The organism is Pseudomonas sp. B392_1p (assembly GCF_052245235.1).
GTDB classification, from domain to species: domain Bacteria; phylum Pseudomonadota; class Gammaproteobacteria; order Pseudomonadales; family Pseudomonadaceae; genus Serpens; species Serpens gallinarum.
Genome location: NZ_JBQPXM010000003.1, coordinates 336,976 through 357,166, shown reverse-complemented (window position 1 = coordinate 357,166; position 20,191 = coordinate 336,976). Strand labels below are relative to the sequence as shown.

The window sequence follows — 20,191 nt, the reverse complement described above, 5'->3', positions numbered from 1 at the left end:
CGGATAAGGCGCTTCGATTCAATGATGGATTGAAGCGAAGTCGAGATGTCGCCCGGTGATGGTGGTGGCACCAGTAGCCTGTAGCACAGTCGAACCATGGTGGCGGCTCAGCCGGTTCAGGGCCGGTTGCCGAAGGGAGGCAAGGCGGCCCTGATGACAGTTATGTCACGGCGGCGGAGTATACCATTGGTCCTCCATGCCTGAAGAGTGGCCTTATACCTTCGACTAACGAAGGAGAGGTTTTTTTGTCCGGCGCGATTGGGTACGCTCGGGCAGTTGCAACCCGGTTCAACAATCACACGGAGTCCAGCATGGGATACCAAAAGATCCAGGTGCCTGCTAACGGTGACAAAATTACCGTTAATGCCGACATGTCGCTTACTGTACCGAACAACCCGATCATCCCCTTCATCGAGGGCGATGGCATTGGTGTTGATATCAGTCCGGTCATGATCAAGGTAGTGGATGCAGCCGTCGAGAAAGCCTATGGCGGCGAGCGCAAGATTGCATGGATGGAAGTTTACGCCGGCGAAAAAGCCACCACCGTTTATGACCAGGACACCTGGCTGCCCAAGGAAACCCTGGACGCTGTGCGCGACTACGTGGTTTCCATCAAGGGTCCGTTGACCACGCCTGTCGGCGGCGGCATTCGTTCCCTGAACGTAGCCCTGCGTCAGGAGTTGGATCTGTATGTGTGCCAGCGTCCGGTACGCTGGTTCGAGGGCGTGCCCAGCCCGGTGAAGAAGCCTGGCGATGTGGACATGATCATCTTCCGCGAAAACTCGGAAGACATTTATGCGGGAGTCGAGTGGAAAGCCGGCAGTCCGGAAGCAGAAAAGGTTATCAAGTTCCTCACTGAGGAAATGGGTGTCACCAAGATTCGCTTCACCGAAAACTGCGGCATCGGCATCAAGCCGGTTTCCCTGGAAGGCACCAAGCGCCTGGTGCGCAAGGCTCTGCAATACGCCGTGGACAATGATCGCAGCTCGCTGACCATCGTTCACAAAGGCAACATCATGAAGTTCACTGAAGGTGCCTTCAAGGAGTGGGCCTACGAAGTGGCGCGCGACGAGTTCGGTGCCGAGTTGCTGGATGGCGGTCCGTGGATGCACTTCAAAAACCCCAATACGGGCAAGACCATTGTGGTCAAGGATGCGATCGCTGATGCGATGTTGCAGCAGATCCTGCTGCGACCGGCTGAATATGACGTGATTGCCACCCTGAACCTGAACGGTGACTACTTATCTGATGCGCTGGCTGCCGAAGTGGGCGGTATCGGTATCGCCCCGGGTGCCAACCTTTCAGACAACATCGCCATGTTCGAAGCGACCCACGGCACCGCGCCGAAGTATGCGGGCCAGGACAAGGTGAACCCCGGCTCGCTGATTCTTTCGGCGGAAATGATGCTGCGCCACATGGGCTGGGTTGAAGCTGCTGATCTGATCATCAAGGGCACCAATGGCGCCATTGCCGCGAAGACGGTCACCTATGACTTCGAGCGCTTGATGGAAGACGCCACGTTGCTATCCTGCTCGGAATTCGGCGATGCTCTGATTGCTCATATGTAAGCCAAGCGATGGGCGATAAAAAGCCGGCCCAAAGGCCGGTTTTTTATTGTGCATGACGCGAAGCCTCAGGCGTCTTCGGTATGTGCGCTCAGGGTTGGGCTGGAAGCGACAACTTCAACGGCAGCCGAGCGGATATTCACGGCATGAAGGCCCTTAGGACCTTGCACAATGTCAAAGTTGACGGGTTGACCTGCTTTGAGGGTCTTGTAGCCGTCCATCTGAATGACCGAGTAATGGGCGAACAGGTCCTCATCTCGGCCGTCTGCGACGATGAAACCGTAGCCCTTGGCGTTGTTGAACCACTTGACCTTACCGCTAAGCATGCTGATATCCCTCTGCATAGGACTCCATCACTGGAGTATCATCGACTTCAATTCCATGTGAGGCCGAACTGCCGTGGCATGGAACCCCGGATACCCGAAAGTGGGTATTCCTTGTTTGTATCACCGATTCTCTGATAGTCAAGGGAAGCCATTGGCTGGCTGCGAAGCGAGTCAAATCTCTTCAATTTCGACCCAATGATGAAGCACTGTCACGGCATGTATTTACGCAATCAGATTCGACTAACATTCAATCAGGATCGCCCCGCTTCCCATGAGGGTGATTCGGACCTGCTCGTGCAGGAGGCCAAGCCGAAGCTGGAGGCGCCTCCGTTGTACAAGGTCATCATGTTCAACGACGACTACACACCCATGGATTTCGTTGTCGAAGTGCTTGAGGGTTTTTTTGCACTGAACCGGGAGCTGGCGACTCAGGTCATGCTCAGGGTTCACACTGAGGGACGTGCTGTGTGTGGGGTCTATGCTCGTGATATCGCCGAAACCAAGGCGGAGCAAGTCAATCAATACGCCAGGGAGTGCCAGCATCCGCTACTCTGTGAAATCGAGAAGGACGGCTGAAACGGCCGCTTGGGATGAGGTGAAGCCATGTTAAATCGAGAGCTCGAAGTCACCCTCAATCTGGCTTTCAAGGAAGCACGCGCCAAGCGCCATGAGTTCATGACGGTTGAGCATTTGCTGCTTGCATTGTTGGATAATGAGGCTGCCGCCACGGTGCTGCGTGCGTGCGGCGCCAACCTCGATAAACTTCGCCATGATCTGCACGAGTTTATCGATTCCACTACGCCACTGATTCCGCAGCATGATCAGGAGCGTGAAACACAGCCGACGCTGGGTTTTCAGCGCGTGTTGCAGCGGGCTGTCTTTCACGTGCAAAGCTCCGGCAAGCGTGAAGTCACCGGGGCTAATGTGCTCGTTGCCATCTTCAGTGAGCAGGAAAGCCAGGCGGTGTTTCTGCTCAAGCAGCAGACGGTTGCCCGCATCGATGTGGTCAATTACATCGCCCATGGCATCTCCAAAGTGCCGGGGCATGCCTCCCATGTCGATAATGATCAGGATTTGTCGGACGAGGAGGGTGGCGAGCCCGCTGCTTCCAGCAGTCCGCTGGATGCCTACGCCAGTAATCTGAATGAGCTTGCCCGCCAAGGGCGAATCGATCCGCTGGTGGGACGTGAGCAGGAGGTCGAGCGAGTCGCGCAGATTCTGGCTCGGCGTCGCAAGAACAACCCGCTACTTGTGGGCGAGGCCGGTGTCGGCAAGACAGCCATTGCCGAAGGCCTGGCCAAGCGCATCGTCGACGGTCAGGTTCCTGAGCTGCTCTCGCAAAGCGTGGTGTATTCCCTGGATCTGGGAGCGCTCCTGGCAGGCACCAAATATCGCGGCGATTTTGAAAAGCGCTTCAAGGCGCTGCTCAACGAGCTGCGCAAACGCCCGCACGCGATTCTATTCATTGATGAAATCCATACCATCATCGGTGCCGGAGCGGCTTCTGGCGGGGTGATGGATGCCTCCAACCTGCTCAAGCCGTTGCTTTCCTCGGGTGAGATTCGCTGCGTTGGCTCGACGACCTTCCAGGAATTTCGCGGCATCTTCGAAAAGGACCGGGCCTTGGCTCGGCGTTTTCAAAAGGTCGATGTGGGTGAGCCGTCGGTGGAGGATACGATCGGTATCCTGCGCGGCCTGAAAGGCCGTTTCGAGCAGCATCACCAGATCGAGTACAGCGACGAGGCGTTGCGCGCGGCGGCCGAGCTGGCGTCCCGCTACATCAATGACCGGCATATGCCTGACAAGGCAATCGATGTGATCGATGAGGCGGGTGCTTATCAGCGTCTGCAGCCGGAAGAAAAGCGTGTCAAGCGCATCGAAGTAGCTCAGGTCGAGGATATCGTCGCCAAGATCGCGCGCATTCCGCCCAAGCATGTTTCCAGTTCCGATAAGGAACTGCTGCGCAATCTTGAGCGGGATCTCAAGCTCACCGTGTTTGGTCAGGACGAAGCTATCGATTCTCTGGCGACGGCGATCAAGCTTTCCCGGGCAGGGCTCAAGGCGCCGGACAAGCCGGTGGGGTCGTTCCTGTTTGCCGGGCCTACCGGCGTCGGCAAGACCGAGGCGGCCCGTCAGCTGGCACGGTCGTTGGGTATCGAGCTTGTGCGTTTCGATATGTCCGAATACATGGAGCGGCATACCGTATCGCGCTTGATCGGGGCGCCGCCTGGCTATGTAGGTTTCGATCAGGGTGGTTTGCTGACAGAGGCGATTACCAAGCAGCCCCATTGTGTGCTGCTTCTCGACGAAATCGAGAAGGCGCATCCGGAGGTCTTTAACCTGCTGTTGCAGGTAATGGATCATGGCACGCTGACGGATAACAACGGGCGCAAAGCGGATTTTCGCAATGTGATCGTGATCATGACAACGAACGCCGGGGCAGAAACCGCGGCGAGGGCCTCTATCGGCTTTACGCTGCAGGATCACTCGTCGGATGCCATGGAAGTCATCAAGAAGAGTTTCACACCGGAGTTTCGCAACCGTCTGGACACGATTATCCAGTTCGGTCGATTGAGTCATGAAGTAATCAAGAGCATCGTCGACAAGTTCCTCACCGAACTTCAGGCGCAGCTAGAAGACAAGCGCGTGCAATTGGACGTCAGCAACGCGGCGCGCGGCTGGCTGGCTGAGCATGGCTACGATGTACAAATGGGAGCTCGACCCATGGCACGGCTGATCCAGGAAAAGATCAAGCGTCCTCTGGCGGAAGCTATTCTGTTTGGAGAGCTAGCCGAGCACGGTGGTATCGTGCACGTTGACCTTGAGGCCGGAGAGCTGACCTTTGATTTCGAGACGGTAATCGAGACGGCTTGATTGATCGGCTACCAAATCACGCCCGGCCAGTCCGGGCGTTTTTTTAAGTGCTTTTGGTGTTTTGAATAAATGTCAGGCAAACGAAAACGCCCGGCATAAGCCGGGCAATTTTGACTGTACGGTCTGTCAGCGGGCGCGGTAGGTGATGCGTCCCTTGCTCAGGTCGTAAGGCGTCAGCTCGATACGAACCTTGTCACCGGTCAGGATGCGGATGTAATTCTTACGCATTTTGCCCGAAATATGCGCGGTAACGACGTGCCCATTTTCCAACTCCACGCGGAACATGGTGTTGGGCAGGGTGTCGACGACAGTGCCTTCCATTTCGAAGCTGTCTTCTTTCGACATGCAATAGTGCCCTCGGTGTTCTATGAATAGCCGGACTCCATTGGGGACCCAGCAAAAGCGGCGTGCATTGTGCCCGAAAATGACACGCTACGCCAAGGCCTTCAGGTCAGACTGACCCAGCGCTGATTGATTAGCAGCTCAAGTGGCCGATATTCGGTCTTGTAATTCATCTTCCTGCAGTTTTTGATCCAGTACCCCAAGTAAAGATCGGCAAGGCCGAGACGTGCGGCCTCATCGATTTGCCAGAGGATGGCGAAACGTCCCAGGCTGCGGCGTTCTTCGTCAGGGTCATAAAAGGTGTAAACCGCAGAAAGCCCATTGGGCAGAACGTCGGTAACAGCGATGGCGACGAGCCGGTCACCCAGACGAAACTCGTAAAAGCGCGCAAAAGACAAGTTGCGCACCAGGAACGTCTGGAATTGCTCGCGACTGGGCGGGTACATATCGCCATCCGCATGGCGCTGCTCGATGTAGCGGGCGTAAAGCGCGTAGTATTCTTCGGTGAAGTGGGGGCGTGCCGAACGGACGCGCAGGTCGGCATTGCGCTTGAAGATACGACGCTGCTGGCGATTGGGTCTAAATCGTTCCGCATTTATGCGTGCTGGCGTGCAGGCATTGCAGTTCTGGCAGTGGGGGCGGTAGAGGTGGTCACCGCTACGGCGAAAGCCCAGCTCTGAAAGCTCGGCATAAACATGCGCATCCATTGGCTGGCTGGGATCAAGAAACAGCGTCGTCGCCTGCTCGCCTGGGAGATAGCTGCACGCATGGGGCTGGGTAGCATAGAATTTCAGGCGAGCCAGCTCGGTCATGGATCGAACCTCATTGAACCTGAGGGACAGTGTATGCCAGGCCAATTGGCGTCGCTCGCCTGATCAAGATGGCGATGCAGGTAGGCGGCGAAAACGTTGCGGCTGATCGAGCGCGCCCCGAAACTGAGCAGATGTTGGGTTGGCATTTGACAGTCGATCAGTACGAAACCCCACTCTTTGAGCTGGCGGACCAAGGTTACAAACCCGACCTTCGATGCATTATCGGCATGACTGAACATAGACTCCCCAAAGAATAGCTGTCCCATGGCCAGCCCGTAGAGGCCTCCGACCAGTTGGCTTTCTTGCCAGACTTCGACGGAGTGGGCAATTCCCCGCTGATGCAACGTTGCATAGGCGTGCTGCATAGGGTGGGTGATCCAGGTACCGTCGGTATCACGGCGAGGGCCTGCGCAGCCGGCCATGACCTCGCTGAACGCGTGGTCAAAGGTGACCCGGTAGCGCTGCTGGCGTAGACACTTGGTCAGGCTGCGCGAAACATGCAAGTCATCCGGGAACAAGACGGTACGCGGATCAGGGGACCACCACAGAAGTGGCTGGCCCTCTTGATACCAGGGGAAACAGCCATGCCGATAAGCCTGGATCAGGCGTTCCGGGCTCAAGTCGCCACCAGCCGCCAGCAGGCCGTTGGGTTCATGCAGGGCGCGATTCAGTGGGGGAAACTCGAGTGAGTTGCGATCAAGCCAGGTCAGCATGGTCAAAGAGTAGAGCGGTCGATAACGACCGCCTTCCCGTGTCAGATGTCATCGAGGAATTTTTCGGCATCCAGTGCAGCCATACAGCCTGCGCCGGCCGACGTGATGGCTTGGCGATAGACGTGATCAGCTACGTCCCCGGCGGCGAACACGCCCGGAACACTGGTGGCGGTGGCGTTGCCTTCACTGCCGCCCTGAATGATCAAGTAGCCATCGCGCATTTCCAGTTGGCCCTGGAACAGGTCAGTGTTGGGCTTGTGGCCAATGGCAATAAACACACCTGCCAGATCCAGCGCCTTTTCGAGGCCGCTTTGGGTGTCCTTGAGACGCACGCCGGTAACGCCGCTGGTGTCGCCAAGCACTTCTTCTAGCGTATGGTTCCAGTGCAGGCGGATGTTCCCGTTATTGGCTTTGTCCTGCAGCTTATCCTGCAGGATCTTCTCCGCACGCAATTTGTCGCGGCGATGGATCAGGTGCACTTCCTTGGCGATGTTGGACAGGTAAAGTGCTTCTTCGACAGCCGTATTGCCCCCGCCGATTACCGCAACCACTTGGTTGCGGTAAAAGAAGCCGTCGCAGGTGGCGCAAGCAGACACACCCTTGCCGGCGAACGCATCTTCAGACGGTAAGCCCAGGTATTGGGCAGAGGCGCCGGTGGCAATGATCAGGGCGTCACAGGTATAGGTGCCGCTGTCGCCCTTGAGAACGAAGGGGCGCTGTTGCAACTCGGCCGTATGAATGTGGTCGTAGACGATCTCGGTGGCAAAACGCTCGGCATGCTTCTGCATCCGCTCCATCAGCGCAGGCCCGGTGAGGCCTTCCACGTCGCCCGGCCAGTTATCCACCTCGGTGGTTGTGGTCAGTTGTCCGCCCGGTTGAATGCCGGTGATAACCAAGGGCTTCAGGTTGGCGCGGGCCGCATAGACGGCGGCGGTGTAGCCTGCCGGGCCGGAGCCCAGAACGATCAGGCGCGAATGCTTGACTTCACTCATAAATAACCCTCATAAGCCTTTGTCTCTAAAGAGAATGCATGGTCCAATTGGTCGGCATGCAAAATACTGCCGTCAATCCTACACCGAAGCAGGGTCGGAGCGGGAGCGCGCCGCGCGTGATGGCAACTGGCCTGCGTGGCATGGGGCAGTCAAAGCCGTACAATGGCGACAAGCGTCTCGCATGCATCTCCTAGCAGGAACTTACGTGTTTTGAAGAATTCCACCTCCAGCAGCGTTCAGACTCCCGAGTGGCGCCAACAGTTGCCGATCCGACTCAAGGAAGGTGCGTTGATTGCCTTGGGTGCCTTATGCCTGTACCTGTCCATGGCGTTACTCACCTACGACTCCGCCGATCCGGCCTGGGACCATAGCGTGCAGGTCGAACGTATCAGTAACGCCGGCGGCAGCCTGGGCGCCTGGTTGTCCAGCGTGATGTTCGTGGCATTGGGTTACTTCGCCTATCTGTTTCCGGTCTTGCTGGCGATCAAAACCTGGCGGGTATTTCGCGTTCGTCATCAGCCTTGGCATTGGAGCGGCTGGCTGTTTTCCTGGCGGGCGATTGGTCTGGTGTTTTTTGTATTGTCCGGCGCTGCCTTGGCCTATATCCATTTTGAGTCTGCGCCCGGCTTGCCAGCCTCGGCCGGCGGCGCGCTGGGTGAAAGCCTGGGTCAGCTGGCCATCGCCTCTTTGAACGTACAGGGCAGTACATTGCTGTTTCTTGCACTGTTCCTGTTTGGCTTTACCGTATTTACCGATCTTTCCTGGTTCAGGGTCATCGACGTGACGGGCAAGATCACGCTGGATCTACTGGAACTGATTCAGGGCAGTCTCAGCAATTGGTGGAACTCACGCCGGCAGGCTCGTCCGGCCAAGGTGCGCTTGGAGCGGGCTTATGATTCGGAACTGGAGCTGCAACTCGACGAGCCGGTGTTTTCCGAGCCGCCGCGAAAGTCGATCCGCAAGGAACCGGTCATAACAACTGCTGCGCCGACTGCCAGGCCGAGCAAGCCGGCTCCAGTGAAGGTGGCTGCCGCACCTGAAAAGCGCATGGTGCCTATCCTCGCGCCGCCACCGCCTTTGCCCAAGCTTGATGATACGTCCGAGCAGGCGCCGCGTAACCCGGCCGCCCGCTTCGTTGACAGCGCTCTGGAAGGCACTTTGCCGCCGATCTCGCTGCTCGATCCGGCACAAAAGAAACCGCAAAGTTTTTCCGAAGAATCGCTGGCCGACATGTCGCGCTTGCTGGAAATTAAGCTCAAGGAATTTGGCGTCGAAGTGGCGGTGGAAGGTGTCTATCCCGGCCCGGTGATTACCCGCTTCGAGATCCAGCCGGCGGCGGGCGTCAAGGTCAGCCGCATCTCCAATCTGGCCAAGGACCTGGCGCGCTCCCTGGCAGTCATCAGCGTCCGTGTGGTGGAAGTTATCCCGGGCAAGACCACGGTGGGCATCGAGATTCCCAACGAAGATCGCCAGATCGTGTATTTCTCCGAAGTGCTCGAGTCCAGCGAATACGAAGAAGCCAAGTCGCCGGTTACGCTGGCTTTGGGGCATGACATCGGCGGGCGGCCGGTGTTCGCCGACCTGGCGAAGATGCCCCACCTCCTGGTGGCGGGCACAACGGGCTCCGGTAAGTCGGTTGGTGTTAACGCAATGATTCTGTCGATTCTGTTCAAGTCGACGCCGGAAGATGCGCGACTGATCATGATCGACCCGAAAATGCTCGAGCTGTCGATCTACGAGGGCATTCCGCACCTGCTGTGTCCCGTGGTGACAGACATGAAGGAAGCGGCCAATGCTCTTCGCTGGAGCGTTGCCGAGATGGAGCGGCGCTACAAGCTGATGGCGGCCATGGGCGTGCGCAACCTGGCCGGATTCAACCGCAAGGTCAAAGACGCCGAAGAGGCGGGCACGCCGCTCACCGATCCGCTCTACCGCCGCGAAAGCATGGAAGACGAAGCGCCGCTGCTGAAAAAACTGCCGACCATCGTGGTGGTGGTGGACGAGTTCGCCGACATGATGATGATCGTCGGCAAGAAGGTTGAAGAGCTGATTGCGCGCATTGCGCAGAAGGCGCGTGCGGCCGGCATTCACTTGATTCTTGCCACTCAGCGGCCCTCCGTGGACGTGATTACCGGCTTGATCAAGGCTAACATTCCGACCCGAATGGCGTTCCAGGTGTCCAGCAAGATCGATTCGCGGACCATTCTCGACCAGGGCGGGGCAGAGCAACTGCTCGGTCATGGCGACATGCTCTACCTGCCGCCCGGCACTGGTCTGCCGATTCGTGTGCACGGCGCCTTTGTCTCGGATGAAGAAGTGCATCGCCTGGTCGACGCCTGGAAGCTTCGCGGTGCGCCCGATTACGTCGAGGAAATTCTCGCGGGCGCCGATGAAGGGGGTAGCTCCGGTTTTGACGGAGGCAGCGGTGACAGTGAAGGGAGTGAGGCCGATCCGCTCTATGATGAAGCCGTTCGTTTTGTCACCGAAACCCGGCGCGCCTCGATTTCCTCGGTACAGCGCAAGCTGAAGATTGGCTACAACCGTGCCGCACGGATGATCGAGGCCATGGAAATGGCCGGTGTGGTGACACCCATGAATACCAATGGCTCCCGCGAAGTAATCGCGCCGGCGCCTATGCGCGACTGAATGACGAGGACTCCCATGGCCATGATTCGCATGTTCCTGCTGGCGGTGTTGAGTGTTGCGCTTCCGCTACAGGCCAGCGCTGCCCCCGACAGTGCTGCCGTGAAACGACTCACCGAGTTGCTTAACCAGGCGCAGACGCTCACCGGGCGGTTTTCCCAGCTGACGCTGGACGGCTCCGGCGTCAATCTGCAAGAGTCCACAGGCGAAATGGCCTTGAAGCGCCCTGGGCAGTTCCGCTGGCACACCGACGCGCCGATGGAGCAACTATTGGTCTCCGATGGCAAGCAGGTCTGGCTGTATGATCCGGATCTTGAGCAGGTCACTATTCAGCAACTCGATCAGCGCCTGACCCACACCCCGGCGTTACTGTTGTCTGGCGATGTGTCGAAGATCAGCGAAAACTTTGACATCAGCCATCAAGAAACCAGCGGTGTGGTCGACTTCGTCCTCAAGCCCAAGTCCCGCGATACCCTGTTCGACAATTTGCGCTTGTCGTTTCGCAATGGCGTGATCAATGACATGCAACTGATCGACAGCGTCGGCCAGCGCACCAACATCCTGTTTTCCGGGGTGAAGATGAACGCGCCGCTGAACGCTTCGATGTTCCGTTTTGTGCCGCCTGCCGGTACCGACATTATCCAGGATTGACCGAGGTTTCATCGCCACATGGATCTGTTCCGCAGTACTCCGATAGCCCAGCCATTGGCGGCTCGCTTGCGCGCGGCCAATCTGGACGAGTACGTGGGGCAAGAGCATTTGCTGGCGCGGGGTAAACCGCTGCGCGAGGCCTTGGAGCAGGGCGCGCTGCACTCGATGATCTTCTGGGGGCCGCCGGGCGTTGGCAAGACAACGCTGGCCCGGCTTCTGGCCAAGGTTTCCGATGCCCACTTCGAGACGATTTCCGCGGTGCTTTCCGGGGTCAAGGAGATTCGCCAGGCTGTAGAAGTCGCCCAGCAACACGCCGCTCAGTACGGTAAGCGGACCATCCTGTTCGTGGACGAAGTGCACCGCTTCAATAAGAGCCAGCAAGATGCCTTCTTGCCTTATGTAGAAGATGGCACGCTGATTTTTATCGGGGCGACCACGGAAAATCCATCGTTTGAGCTGAACAATGCCTTGCTCTCAAGGGCGCGTGTCTATGTGCTGAAAAGCCTTGACGAAGCGGCCCTGCGCAAATTGGTGAAACGCGCGCTGAGCGAGGAGAAAGGGCTGGGCGCGCGTCGTCTCACTCTGCCCGAGGAAAGTTTCCAGATTCTTCTGGCTGCCGCCGATGGTGATGGACGCCGGTTACTCAACCTGCTGGAAAACGCCTCGGACCTCGTGGAGGACGGCGAGTCCATCGCCGCAGAAACCCTGCAGAATCTGCTTGGCGACAGCCATCGTCGATTCGACAAGGGCGGCGAGGCGTTTTACGACCAGATCTCTGCGCTGCACAAATCGGTGCGCGGCTCTAGCCCGGACGGTGCGCTTTACTGGTTCGCGCGCATGCTGGACGGTGGTTGTGATCCGTTGTACATCGCCCGCCGTGTGGTGCGCATGGCCAGCGAGGAAGTTGGCAATGCTGACCCGCGCGCGCTGGCACTGTGCCTGAATGCCTGGGACGTGCAAGAACGCCTGGGCAGCCCGGAAGGCGAGTTGGCCGTGGCCCAGGCGATTGTCTACCTGGCCTGCGCGCCCAAGAGCAATGCGGTGTATATGGGCTTCAAGGCGGCGATGAGTGAGGCTGGCGAGCACGGCTCCTTGGAAGTGCCGCTGCACCTGCGCAACGCGCCGACCAAACTGATGAAACAGCTGGGCTACGGTGAAGAATACCGCTACGCCCACGACGAGCCAGATGCCTTTGCGGCAGGCGAAGACTATTTCCCCGAGAGCTTGGAGCCGCGGCGTTATTACCAGCCGGTGCCGCGTGGCTTGGAATTGAAAATTCGCGACAAGCTGAAACACCTGGCCGAGTTGGACCGCAACAGTCCGCGCCGGCGGAGGCGCTAATGATCGGCGTGATTCTCGCTGTGGCGGGAGGCGGTGCGCTGGGTTGTCTGCTGCGTTTCGCCAGTTCAAACTGGGTTTCGGCGCATTGGCCCCAGCATTTCTATTTGGCTACCCTGGCTGTGAATATTGCGGGCTGCCTGTTGATCGGTTATCTCTACGGCGTATTTCTGCAGCGTCCGGAGTGGCCCCTTGAGCTGCGCGCTGGATTGATCGTCGGTTTTCTCGGCGGCCTGACTACCTTTTCATCTTTTTCCCTGGACACCTTGCGCCTGCTTGAAAGCGGCCAGCTGACCACTGCCTTCGGCTATGCCGCAGCCAGCGTGATGGTCTGCTTGCTGGCGACCTGGGCAGGCCTGGCTTTGAACAAATTCTGACTGACGAGAACTGACATGCTCGATTCGAAACTGGTACGTACTCAGCTGCAGGACGTCGCCGCCCGTTTGGCGACCCGTGGCTATCAACTGGATGTGGCGCGTATCGAAGCGCTGGAAGCGCAGCGCAAGACCGTGCAAACCCGCACCGAGCAGCTGCAGGCGGAGCGTAACAGCCGCTCAAAGTCGATCGGCCAGGCCAAGGCGCGCGGTGAAGATATCGCCCCGTTGCTGGCTGAAGTCGACCAGATGGGCAGCGACCTTGAAAGCGGCAAGCGCGAACTGGATGGCATTCAGGCTGAACTGGATGCCATCTTGCTGACCATTCCCAACTTGCCGCATGAGTCGGTACCGGTGGGCGAAGATGAGGACGGCAACGTTGAAGTCTCCCGCTGGGGCGCGCCTCGCAGCTTCGAGTTTGAGGTCAAGGACCATGTGGCACTGGGCGAAAACCTGGGCTGGCTGGATTTCGAAACCGCCGCCAAGCTGTCTGGCGCCCGCTTTGCCCTGATGCGCGGGCCGATTGCTCGCCTGCACCGGGCGCTGGCGCAGTTCATGATCAATCTGCATACCACCGAGCACGGCTACGAAGAGGCGTACACCCCGTATCTGGTGCAAGCGCCGGCACTGCAGGGTACCGGCCAGTTGCCGAAGTTCGAGGAGGATCTGTTCAAGATCCAGCGTGAGGATCAGGCCGATCTGTATCTGATCCCGACCGCCGAAGTGTCGCTGACCAACATCGTTTCCGGTGAGATTCTCGATGCCAAGCAACTGCCGCTGAAATTTGTCGCCCACACGCCTTGCTTCCGCAGTGAAGCCGGTGCTTCCGGTCGCGACACCCGCGGAATGATCCGTCAGCACCAGTTCGACAAGGTCGAGATGGTGCAGATCGTCGAGCCGGAAAAATCCTTCGAAGCCCTGGAAAGCCTGACGGCCAACGCGGAACGTGTGCTGCAACTGCTGGACCTGCCGTACCGCAAGCTGGCGCTGTGCACCGGCGACATGGGTTTTGGCGCGGTTAAGACCTACGACCTGGAAGTGTGGATCCCCAGCCAGGACAAGTACCGGGAGATTTCCTCCTGCTCCAACTGTGGCGATTTCCAGGCGCGTCGCATGCAGGCGCGCTATCGCAATCCCGCCACCGGCAAACCGGAGCTGGTCCACACCCTGAACGGCTCCGGCCTGGCAGTGGGCCGTACCCTGGTCGCGGTGCTGGAAAACTATCAGCAGGCCGACGGCTCCATTCGTGTGCCGGAGGTGCTCAAGCCGTATATGGGTGGGATCGAAATCATCAGCAAGTAAGCCGTAAGGTGGGGTTCCACCTGCCCCCCTTGACGGAGGAACGCTGAAAACCTTGATTTTCGACAGGGGCATCAGGTCGCTAATCGGCTGTGATGCCCCTATCTTTTTCTCAGGCTCGAACGGGATTCGCTCATGGATTACCTTCCCCTCTTTCACAAGCTGCAAGACCGCCGTGTTCTGGTGGTCGGTGGTGGTGAGGTCGCGTTGCGCAAGGCGCGCCTGCTGGCCGATGCCGGCGCCACTTTGCGCGTGGTTGCGCCCGAAGTACTCGATGAATTGCATGAGCTGGCCGGGCAGGGTGGCAGTCAGGTAATGCTGCGGGGCTATCAAGTGGGCGACCTGGAGGATGTGGTGCTTGTAATTGCCGCCACAGATGACGAACCGCTCAATGCACACATTTCCCAGCAGGCCCAAGCGCGCGGCATTCCCGTCAATGTGGTGGATGCGCCGGCCTTGTGCTCGGTCATCTTCCCCGCGATTGTTGACCGTTCGCCCTTGATCGTTGCGGTTTCCAGCGGCGGTGATGCGCCTGTGCTGGCACGCTTGATCCGCGCGCGGATCGAGACCTGGATTCCCTCGTCCTATGGCCAGCTGGCTGGGCTGGCAAAGAAGTTTCGTGCTCGAGTCAAAGCCTTGCTGCCGGATGTGCAGCAACGCCGGGTTTTCTGGGAAGAAACCTTTCAGGGCCAGATTGCCGAAAGTCTGTTCGCGGGCAAACCGGCTGAGGCCGAACGGCTTCTGGAAGAGAAACTAGGGGCTGGCAAACCCAAGGCACTGGGCGAGGTGTATCTGGTCGGCGCCGGCCCGGGCGATCCCGACCTGCTGACCTTTCGTGCCCTGCGTCTGATGCAGCAAGCCGATGTGGTGCTTTATGACCGTCTGGTGGCGCCCGCAATCATCGAGCTGTGCCGGCGCGATGCCGACCGCATTTACGTTGGTAAGCAGCGTTCGGAACATGCCGTGCCGCAGGATCAAATTAACCGCCGTTTGGTGGAACTGGCCAAGGCCGGTAAGCGGGTGCTGCGCCTGAAGGGCGGAGATCCGTTTATTTTTGGCCGCGGTGGCGAAGAAATCGAAGAGCTCGCGGCCGAAGGTATTCCCTTCCAAGTGGTGCCCGGTATTACCGCTGCTTCGGGCTGTGCAGCCTATGCCGGCATTCCGCTGACCCACCGCGATCACGCCCAGTCGGTGCGTTTTGTTACCGGGCATCTGAAGGATGGCAGCTGTGATTTACCTTGGGCCGATCTGGTCGCCCCGGGGCAAACCCTGGTGTTCTATATGGGCCTGGTCGGTCTGCCGGTGATCTGCGAGCAGCTAATTCGCCACGGTCGTGGCGTGGACACCCCGGCGGCGCTGATCCAGCAGGGTACGACCAGCAATCAGCGGGTATTTACCGGCACCCTGGCCGATCTGCCTCAGTTGGTTGCCGAACAGCAGGTGCAGGCGCCGACGCTGGTAATCGTCGGCGAGGTGGTCACATTGCGCGACAAGCTGGCCTGGTTTGAAGGGGCAGGGGAGTAGGCTGATCTGGCGCGGCGTATCCTACGATGGCGTCGGTTCTCCACAGGTAAAACGGTAGCTGCCCGTATTGCTCCAGTCACGACCCTGCCGCTGATCGTGGGTGAGACCGCCCTGCGGGATTGCTCTCGCCGGGCGGCTTTTTTGCCAGTCAGTTTCGCTGCCAGATCCCATTGCCTTCCAACCGATCGCGGTTATGGGCAGCCAGCAGGTTTTGCGCCGGCCCCTTTGGGATCACCCCGGTCGGGTTGATGGTCGCGTGGCTGGCATAGTAGTGGCCCTTGATATGGGTGAACTCTACCGTTTCGGCGACGCCCGGCCACTGGTACAGCTCACGCAGCCAATTGGACAGCTGCGGGTAGTCCGTGATGCGCCGCAGGTTGCACTTGAAATGTCCGTGGTAGACCGGATCAAAACGAATCAGGGTGGTGAACAAACGCCAATCGGCCTCTGTCAGGTACTCACCGGCCAGGTAACGATGCTCGGCGAGGTGCTGATCCAGCCAGTCCAATTCGCCAAACACTTCGTCGAACGCCTCTTCGTAAGCCTCCTGCGTGGTGGCGAAACCGGCGCGATAGACGCCGTTGTTAACGCGGGGGTAGATGCGGTCGTTGAGCGCATCGATCTTGGCGCGCAGCGGTTGGGGATAGAAGTCCAGCCGCGAGCCCGTCAGGTCGTCGAATGCGCTGTTGAACATGCGGATAATCTCCGCTGACTCGTTGCTGACGATGCGCTGGCGGTGTTTGTCCCACAACAGGGGCACGGTGACGCGGCCCGTGTAGCGCGGGTCTTCGGCGGTGTAGCGCTGATGCAGGAAAGTGAAGCTATCCAAGGCATCGCCGCTGGAGCCGAATTGTGGATCGAAGGTCCAGCCATGTTCGCGCATCAACCAGCTGACCACTGATACATCGATCACGCTGTCCAGTCCCTTGAGCGTGCGCAGGATCAGCGTGCGATGGGCCCAAGGACAGGCCAGGCTGACATACAGGTGATAGCGTCCGGCTTCGGCGGCAAAGCCGCTGTCGCCGCTTGGTCCGGCACTGCCATCGGCGGTAATCCAATGACGTCGTTGTGCTTGTTCTCGCTGAAAACGGCCGTCTTTGGCGGTGTCGTACCACTGGTCGTGCCAGCGACCTTTGATAAGCAAACCCATAACTTCACCTCAGATCTGATGGGGCAGGCTGTGATGCCTGATGGTCTGGGGTGAAGTCTAGCGACCCCCGAGCAATGGAAAGACGCAAAGCTCGGGTTGTTCCTATCGGTCAGTTCGATGTATTGCGTGCCGCCCAATACTGTCGAGCCAAGGTAAAAGCGGCTTCGCGTGGATGACCCAGGCCGCGTAGAGCCAGCGCCATGGTGGCGATCACAGCCAGCTCTCCATAGCTGTCAGTGGCTTCGTTGCGCCAGACCGCCAGCAGATGGGCAGGCTCCAGGACATCCGGTTTCACGTGCCGGCGCTCGGCCAAGGCTGGCCATTCCTCATCCCAGTTGTCACCGTTCTGGGTGCCGTACAGGTGCGATATTACATCCGGATTGACTTCAATCTCGCCACCGTCGCCCTTGATGACGATGGCGTGATCGCCCAGCAGTTGGCTGGCCGAGCGATGGATCTCCTGATAACCCGGATGAAAAATACTCTGCAGTCCGCAGCGAGCGCCGAGTGGGTTGAGAATGCGTGCCAGGGAATGAATCGGCGAGCGTAGCCCCAAGGTATTGCGCAGCTCGATCATGGCTTGCAGGCGCGGCATCCAGGCACTCAGCGGGATAAAAGCGGGCTGACTTTGTTGCAGTGCGCTCGCCACCTCGTCCCAGTTCTGGCAGAGGGGAATATGGAGTGTTTCCAACAACTGTTCGGTATATAGGCGGCCTGCGGTATGGGCGCCACCGCCGTGCATCAGGATGCGCACGCCATTGGCGGCCAGGCACTTCACCGCCAGCAGGTACCAGGGCAAATGGCGCTTCTTGCCGGCATAGCTGGGCCAGTCGAGGTCCACGGCGATTTTGGGCGCGTTGACTCGCTCACGCACGGCTTGGGCAAAGCCGGCCATTTCCTCGGCACTTTCCTCTTTGTAGCGCAGCAGCATGAGGAAGGCCCCCAGTTGGGTGTCCTCGGTGCGCCCATCCAGCAGCATACCCATGGCTTCATGAGCTTCGGCGCGTGTCAGGCCACGGGCGCCGCGCTTGCCCTTACCAAGGATGCGAATGAATTGGGCGAACGGATGTTCAACAGCGGTCAGATCGGTCATATGCAATTGGTCGGTTTTGGCAGGCCGGCCAGTTTGGCGGCAAGTTTTGCAGGAGTGCCCTTGAAAAGGCGATTCAGGTGCAGGCTGTTGCCCTTTTCCGGACCGAGTTTCAGGGCCGCGTATTTGATCAGGGGGCGGGTGGCCGGAGAGAGTTGGAATTCGCTGTAGAAGTCGCGCAGCAAATAGAGCACTTCCCAATGTTCGTTGCTCAGTTCCATCTCCTCGCGTAGGGCAAGGGCGGCTGCGACTGCTTCCGACCAGTCCTGGCGCTCGGCTAGATAACCATCCTGGTCCAGGGGCAGGTGTCGGCCCTCGACTAACAGTTCATTCATAGCCAACTGTTGACCTTGTCAAAACGAAGACTGAGCGCAACGAATGCAGGGTAATCCACTAGCGTGACCCGTGCAGGCACGCTGATGTTGCGCGCCTGCATATCTTCCTTCAATGCGTAGAACTCAATGCCATCCGGCATGTGCTGCAGTTGTTTCAGAGGGGCGCTACCGGCCTGCAAGGCGTGGCAGGCGTCGCCTGTGAACAGCACAGCATCCTGGGTACTGAGCAGACGCAGGGCGCTATCCAGCGCGCTGGAGTAAGGCGATTGAGCAAGCAGGTGCAAAGTGGCCATTAGAGAGTAATCACCAGGTCATAACGATCGACAAGGGCGGCGAGCGCGGCAGCGTCCAGTGCCTGGGCGGGCAGGGCGAGGCTGTCTGAATCCACGCCCCGCCGGACCAAGCTTTCGCCACACACATATATCTCATCCACACCAAACAACGGCAGGGCCTGCAGGTTGGCGCCCAGGTCTTTTTGCTGCAGTACGACCGGGTTCTGTTGGGCTGCCAGTTGAAACACGCCGTCATCCAGAAACAGCATGGCGATAGGCAAGTCGAAGGCACCGCCGGCAAGGGCAATATCCAGTGTTTCGCGGGCGCAGGTGCCGCTCCAAGGGCTGTGGCGGCTGATCAACAACATTGATTTAGCCATCTCAGTCGCCTCCAAAACAGATCAGCCGATCGGCTTGCTGAGCCGCTTCGTGTAATTGCCCAAGTCCTGACAATTCCCAAGGTGCGCCCAAGCTCACTGCCTGTCGTTCATAGCGCTGTGCTTCTTCTGCATTGAGCACGCCTCGGCGCAGGGCAGCGGCGATGCACACCACGGCGTCCAGATTGTGCTGCGTCACGAAGGCGCGCCATTGGGCGGCAACGTCCAACTCATCCTGAGGCGTGACCACCGCCTGTGAGGCGCTGTAAACGCCCTCACGGTAGAAGAATACACGGACGATTTCATGCCCCTCGGCCAGCACCGCCTCGGCAAAACGCAGGGCACGCCGCGCTGAAGGGGCATGGGGAGCTGAGAAGAGGGCGATGGCGAATTTCATAAACATGCTCGAAGCAGAGAACCGAGGTGCTTACATGATACCCCGCGAGCACCACGCGCCTAAAACGAAAAAGCCCGCAGGTGCGGGCTTTTGGGTCAGCTGTTGATCCGGATCAGTCGTCGCCGCTCATGATGCCAAAGATTTGCAGCAGGCTGATGAACAGGTTGTAGATCGACACATACAGGCTGATGGTGGCCATGATGTAGTTGCGTTCACCGCCGTGGATGATATCGCTGGTCTGGTACAGGATCACCGCCGAGGAGAACAGCACGAAGCCGGCGCTGATCGCCAGTTGCAGGCCGCTGATCTGGAAGAAGAAGCTGGCCAGCATGGCAGCAAGCAGGACGAAGAAACCGGCGGTGATGAAGCCGCCCAGGAAGCTCATGTCCTTGCGGGTGGTCAGCACGTAGGCGGACAAACCCAGGAACACCACAGCAGTCATGGCGAAGGCCGAACTGATCACCTCGGCGCCGTTAGCCATGCCCAGGTAACGGTTCAGGATCGGACCCAGCGTGTAGCCCATGAAGCCAGTCAGGGCGAAGGTGGAAAGCAGTCCCCAGGCGGAGTTGCGCAGTTTCATGGTCAGGAAGAACAGGCCGTAGAAGCCAATCAGGACCACGAAGATATTGGGATAGGCAACGTTGGCGCGTTGGGACAGGTAAGCCACCAACCCGCTGAACGCCAGGGTCATGGCCAGCAGCCCATAGGTATTGCGAAGGACGCCGCTGATTTCACGCTGCTCGACCTGAGCAGGATTAAGCGCGTATTCACGTTGTTGCATGAGGGTTACTCCTGAAGGAATACGATTTGTTGATGACGCGATCATAGCAAAGCTCTGGGACGCGGGAAGCAAGAGAATTTGACAGCGTGTTGCGATTCGGTAATATTGCCGCCGCTCGCCACGCTACTGGCGAGTTATTCATATCTGGAAGCGTGGCCGAGTGGTTTAAGGCAGCGGTCTTGAAAACCGCCGACGGGCAACTGTCCTAGAGTTCGAATCTCTACGCTTCCGCCATACATATCGCTGAAAGCCCCGTTCTACGGGGCTTTCGCGTTTCTGGGGTCTGTGCTGGGAACGCGATGGGATTGCATCGTTTCCGCAACTTCCCGAATCGTT

21 protein-coding genes and 1 tRNA gene are annotated in these 20,191 nt (G+C 58.8%); 10 read left to right on the top strand and 12 right to left on the bottom strand.

Going from position 1 to position 20,191, the window contains the following annotated elements; translation table 11 throughout:
- The first annotated feature begins 311 nt into the window (after positions 1–311).
- Positions 312–1,568 carry an NADP-dependent isocitrate dehydrogenase gene (icd, locus tag ACTV8E_RS06250; protein WP_443198909.1) on the top strand — a complete coding sequence of 419 codons (1,257 nt, stop codon included), beginning with the start codon at positions 312–314 and terminating at the stop codon, positions 1,566–1,568.
- A gap of 65 nt (positions 1,569–1,633) precedes the next feature.
- On the opposite strand, the gene cspD is transcribed toward icd, so the two are convergent.
- Positions 1,634–1,891 carry a cold shock domain-containing protein CspD gene (cspD, locus tag ACTV8E_RS06245; protein WP_251835906.1) on the bottom strand — a complete coding sequence of 86 codons (258 nt, stop codon included), beginning with the start codon at positions 1,889–1,891 and terminating at the stop codon, positions 1,634–1,636.
- A gap of 216 nt (positions 1,892–2,107) precedes the next feature.
- Here cspD and clpS point away from each other — a divergent pair, with 216 nt between their 5' ends.
- Together clpS and clpA are read left to right on the top strand one after the other, a co-directional pair.
- Complete coding sequence (gene clpS, locus ACTV8E_RS06240; protein WP_251835907.1) at positions 2,108–2,467, top strand: ATP-dependent Clp protease adapter ClpS; 360 nt, start codon at positions 2,108–2,110, stop codon at positions 2,465–2,467.
- Positions 2,468–2,494: 27 nt separating this feature from the next.
- A complete protein-coding gene (gene clpA, locus ACTV8E_RS06235) occupies positions 2,495–4,765 on the top strand; it encodes an ATP-dependent Clp protease ATP-binding subunit ClpA (RefSeq protein ID WP_443198908.1) in 2,271 nt (756 codons plus the stop codon).
- A 126-nt stretch (positions 4,766–4,891) separates the two neighbouring features.
- On the opposite strand, the gene infA is transcribed toward clpA, so the two are convergent.
- The 4 genes from infA to trxB all read right to left on the bottom strand — a co-directional run bounded on the left by infA (position 4,892) and on the right by trxB (position 7,624).
- Positions 4,892–5,110, bottom strand: coding sequence for a translation initiation factor IF-1 (gene infA / locus ACTV8E_RS06230; RefSeq protein WP_093113882.1), 219 nt, complete (start codon positions 5,108–5,110; stop codon positions 4,892–4,894).
- Positions 5,111–5,211: 101 nt separating this feature from the next.
- Positions 5,212–5,919, bottom strand: a complete 708-nt coding sequence (locus ACTV8E_RS06225; RefSeq protein ID WP_443198907.1) for an arginyltransferase — start codon at positions 5,917–5,919, stop codon at positions 5,212–5,214.
- Positions 5,916–6,632 carry a leucyl/phenylalanyl-tRNA--protein transferase gene (gene aat, locus ACTV8E_RS06220; RefSeq protein ID WP_443198906.1) on the bottom strand — a complete coding sequence of 239 codons (717 nt, stop codon included), beginning with the start codon at positions 6,630–6,632 and terminating at the stop codon, positions 5,916–5,918. The genes ACTV8E_RS06225 and aat overlap by 4 nt, the downstream gene beginning before the upstream one ends.
- A gap of 41 nt (positions 6,633–6,673) precedes the next feature.
- Positions 6,674–7,624, bottom strand: a complete 951-nt coding sequence (gene trxB, locus ACTV8E_RS06215) for a thioredoxin-disulfide reductase (RefSeq protein ID WP_443198905.1) — start codon at positions 7,622–7,624, stop codon at positions 6,674–6,676.
- A gap of 210 nt (positions 7,625–7,834) precedes the next feature.
- On the opposite strand from trxB, the gene ACTV8E_RS06210 reads away from it, so the two are divergent.
- The 6 genes from ACTV8E_RS06210 (at position 7,835) to cysG (ending at position 15,453) form a co-directional block, all read left to right on the top strand.
- Entirely contained in the window at positions 7,835–10,270 is a 2,436-nt protein-coding gene (locus tag ACTV8E_RS06210; RefSeq protein WP_443198904.1) for a DNA translocase FtsK, read from the top strand.
- 15 nt (positions 10,271–10,285) lie between these two features.
- Complete coding sequence (gene lolA / locus ACTV8E_RS06205; protein ID WP_443198903.1) at positions 10,286–10,918, top strand: outer membrane lipoprotein chaperone LolA; 633 nt, start codon at positions 10,286–10,288, stop codon at positions 10,916–10,918.
- An 18-nt stretch (positions 10,919–10,936) separates the two neighbouring features.
- On the top strand, positions 10,937–12,259 hold the full coding sequence (locus ACTV8E_RS06200) for a replication-associated recombination protein A (RefSeq protein ID WP_443198902.1): 1,323 nt from the start codon (positions 10,937–10,939) through the stop codon (positions 12,257–12,259).
- The gene (crcB, locus tag ACTV8E_RS06195) at positions 12,259–12,633 is read left to right on the top strand and encodes a fluoride efflux transporter CrcB (protein ID WP_443198901.1); all 375 of its coding nucleotides are present in this window, start codon (positions 12,259–12,261) and stop codon (positions 12,631–12,633) included. The genes ACTV8E_RS06200 and crcB overlap by 1 nt, the downstream gene beginning before the upstream one ends.
- Positions 12,634–12,648: 15 nt before the next feature.
- On the top strand, positions 12,649–13,932 hold the full coding sequence (serS, locus tag ACTV8E_RS06190) for a serine--tRNA ligase (protein WP_443198900.1): 1,284 nt from the start codon (positions 12,649–12,651) through the stop codon (positions 13,930–13,932).
- A gap of 132 nt (positions 13,933–14,064) precedes the next feature.
- Entirely contained in the window at positions 14,065–15,453 is a 1,389-nt protein-coding gene (cysG, locus tag ACTV8E_RS06185) for a siroheme synthase CysG (protein WP_443198899.1), read from the top strand.
- Between the two features lie 148 nt (positions 15,454–15,601).
- Here the strand turns inward: cysG and ACTV8E_RS06180 are convergent, their stop codons facing one another.
- The 7 genes from ACTV8E_RS06180 to ACTV8E_RS06150 form a co-directional block, all read right to left on the bottom strand.
- The gene (locus tag ACTV8E_RS06180) at positions 15,602–16,603 is read right to left on the bottom strand and encodes a glutathione S-transferase family protein (RefSeq protein ID WP_443198898.1); all 1,002 of its coding nucleotides are present in this window, start codon (positions 16,601–16,603) and stop codon (positions 15,602–15,604) included.
- A 109-nt stretch (positions 16,604–16,712) separates the two neighbouring features.
- A complete protein-coding gene (locus ACTV8E_RS06175; protein WP_443198897.1) occupies positions 16,713–17,696 on the bottom strand; it encodes a glycosyl transferase family protein in 984 nt (327 codons plus the stop codon).
- A complete protein-coding gene (locus ACTV8E_RS06170) occupies positions 17,693–18,028 on the bottom strand; it encodes a TusE/DsrC/DsvC family sulfur relay protein (RefSeq protein WP_273535073.1) in 336 nt (111 codons plus the stop codon). The genes ACTV8E_RS06175 and ACTV8E_RS06170 overlap by 4 nt, the downstream gene beginning before the upstream one ends.
- The gene (tusB, locus tag ACTV8E_RS06165; protein ID WP_443198896.1) at positions 18,025–18,321 is read right to left on the bottom strand and encodes a sulfurtransferase complex subunit TusB; all 297 of its coding nucleotides are present in this window, start codon (positions 18,319–18,321) and stop codon (positions 18,025–18,027) included. Before tusB ends, ACTV8E_RS06170 begins: the two co-directional genes overlap by 4 nt.
- On the bottom strand, positions 18,321–18,680 hold the full coding sequence (gene tusC / locus ACTV8E_RS06160; RefSeq protein WP_443198895.1) for a sulfurtransferase complex subunit TusC: 360 nt from the start codon (positions 18,678–18,680) through the stop codon (positions 18,321–18,323). The genes tusB and tusC overlap by 1 nt, the downstream gene beginning before the upstream one ends.
- Position 18,681: 1 nt before the next feature.
- Positions 18,682–19,074, bottom strand: coding sequence for a sulfurtransferase complex subunit TusD (gene tusD / locus ACTV8E_RS06155; protein WP_443198894.1), 393 nt, complete (start codon positions 19,072–19,074; stop codon positions 18,682–18,684).
- A gap of 112 nt (positions 19,075–19,186) precedes the next feature.
- The gene (locus ACTV8E_RS06150; RefSeq protein WP_443198893.1) at positions 19,187–19,855 is read right to left on the bottom strand and encodes a Bax inhibitor-1/YccA family protein; all 669 of its coding nucleotides are present in this window, start codon (positions 19,853–19,855) and stop codon (positions 19,187–19,189) included.
- A gap of 146 nt (positions 19,856–20,001) precedes the next feature.
- Between ACTV8E_RS06150 and ACTV8E_RS06145 the strand changes: the two genes are divergently transcribed.
- Positions 20,002–20,089 (top strand) — tRNA-Ser (locus tag ACTV8E_RS06145).
- Positions 20,090–20,191 lie beyond the last annotated feature (102 nt).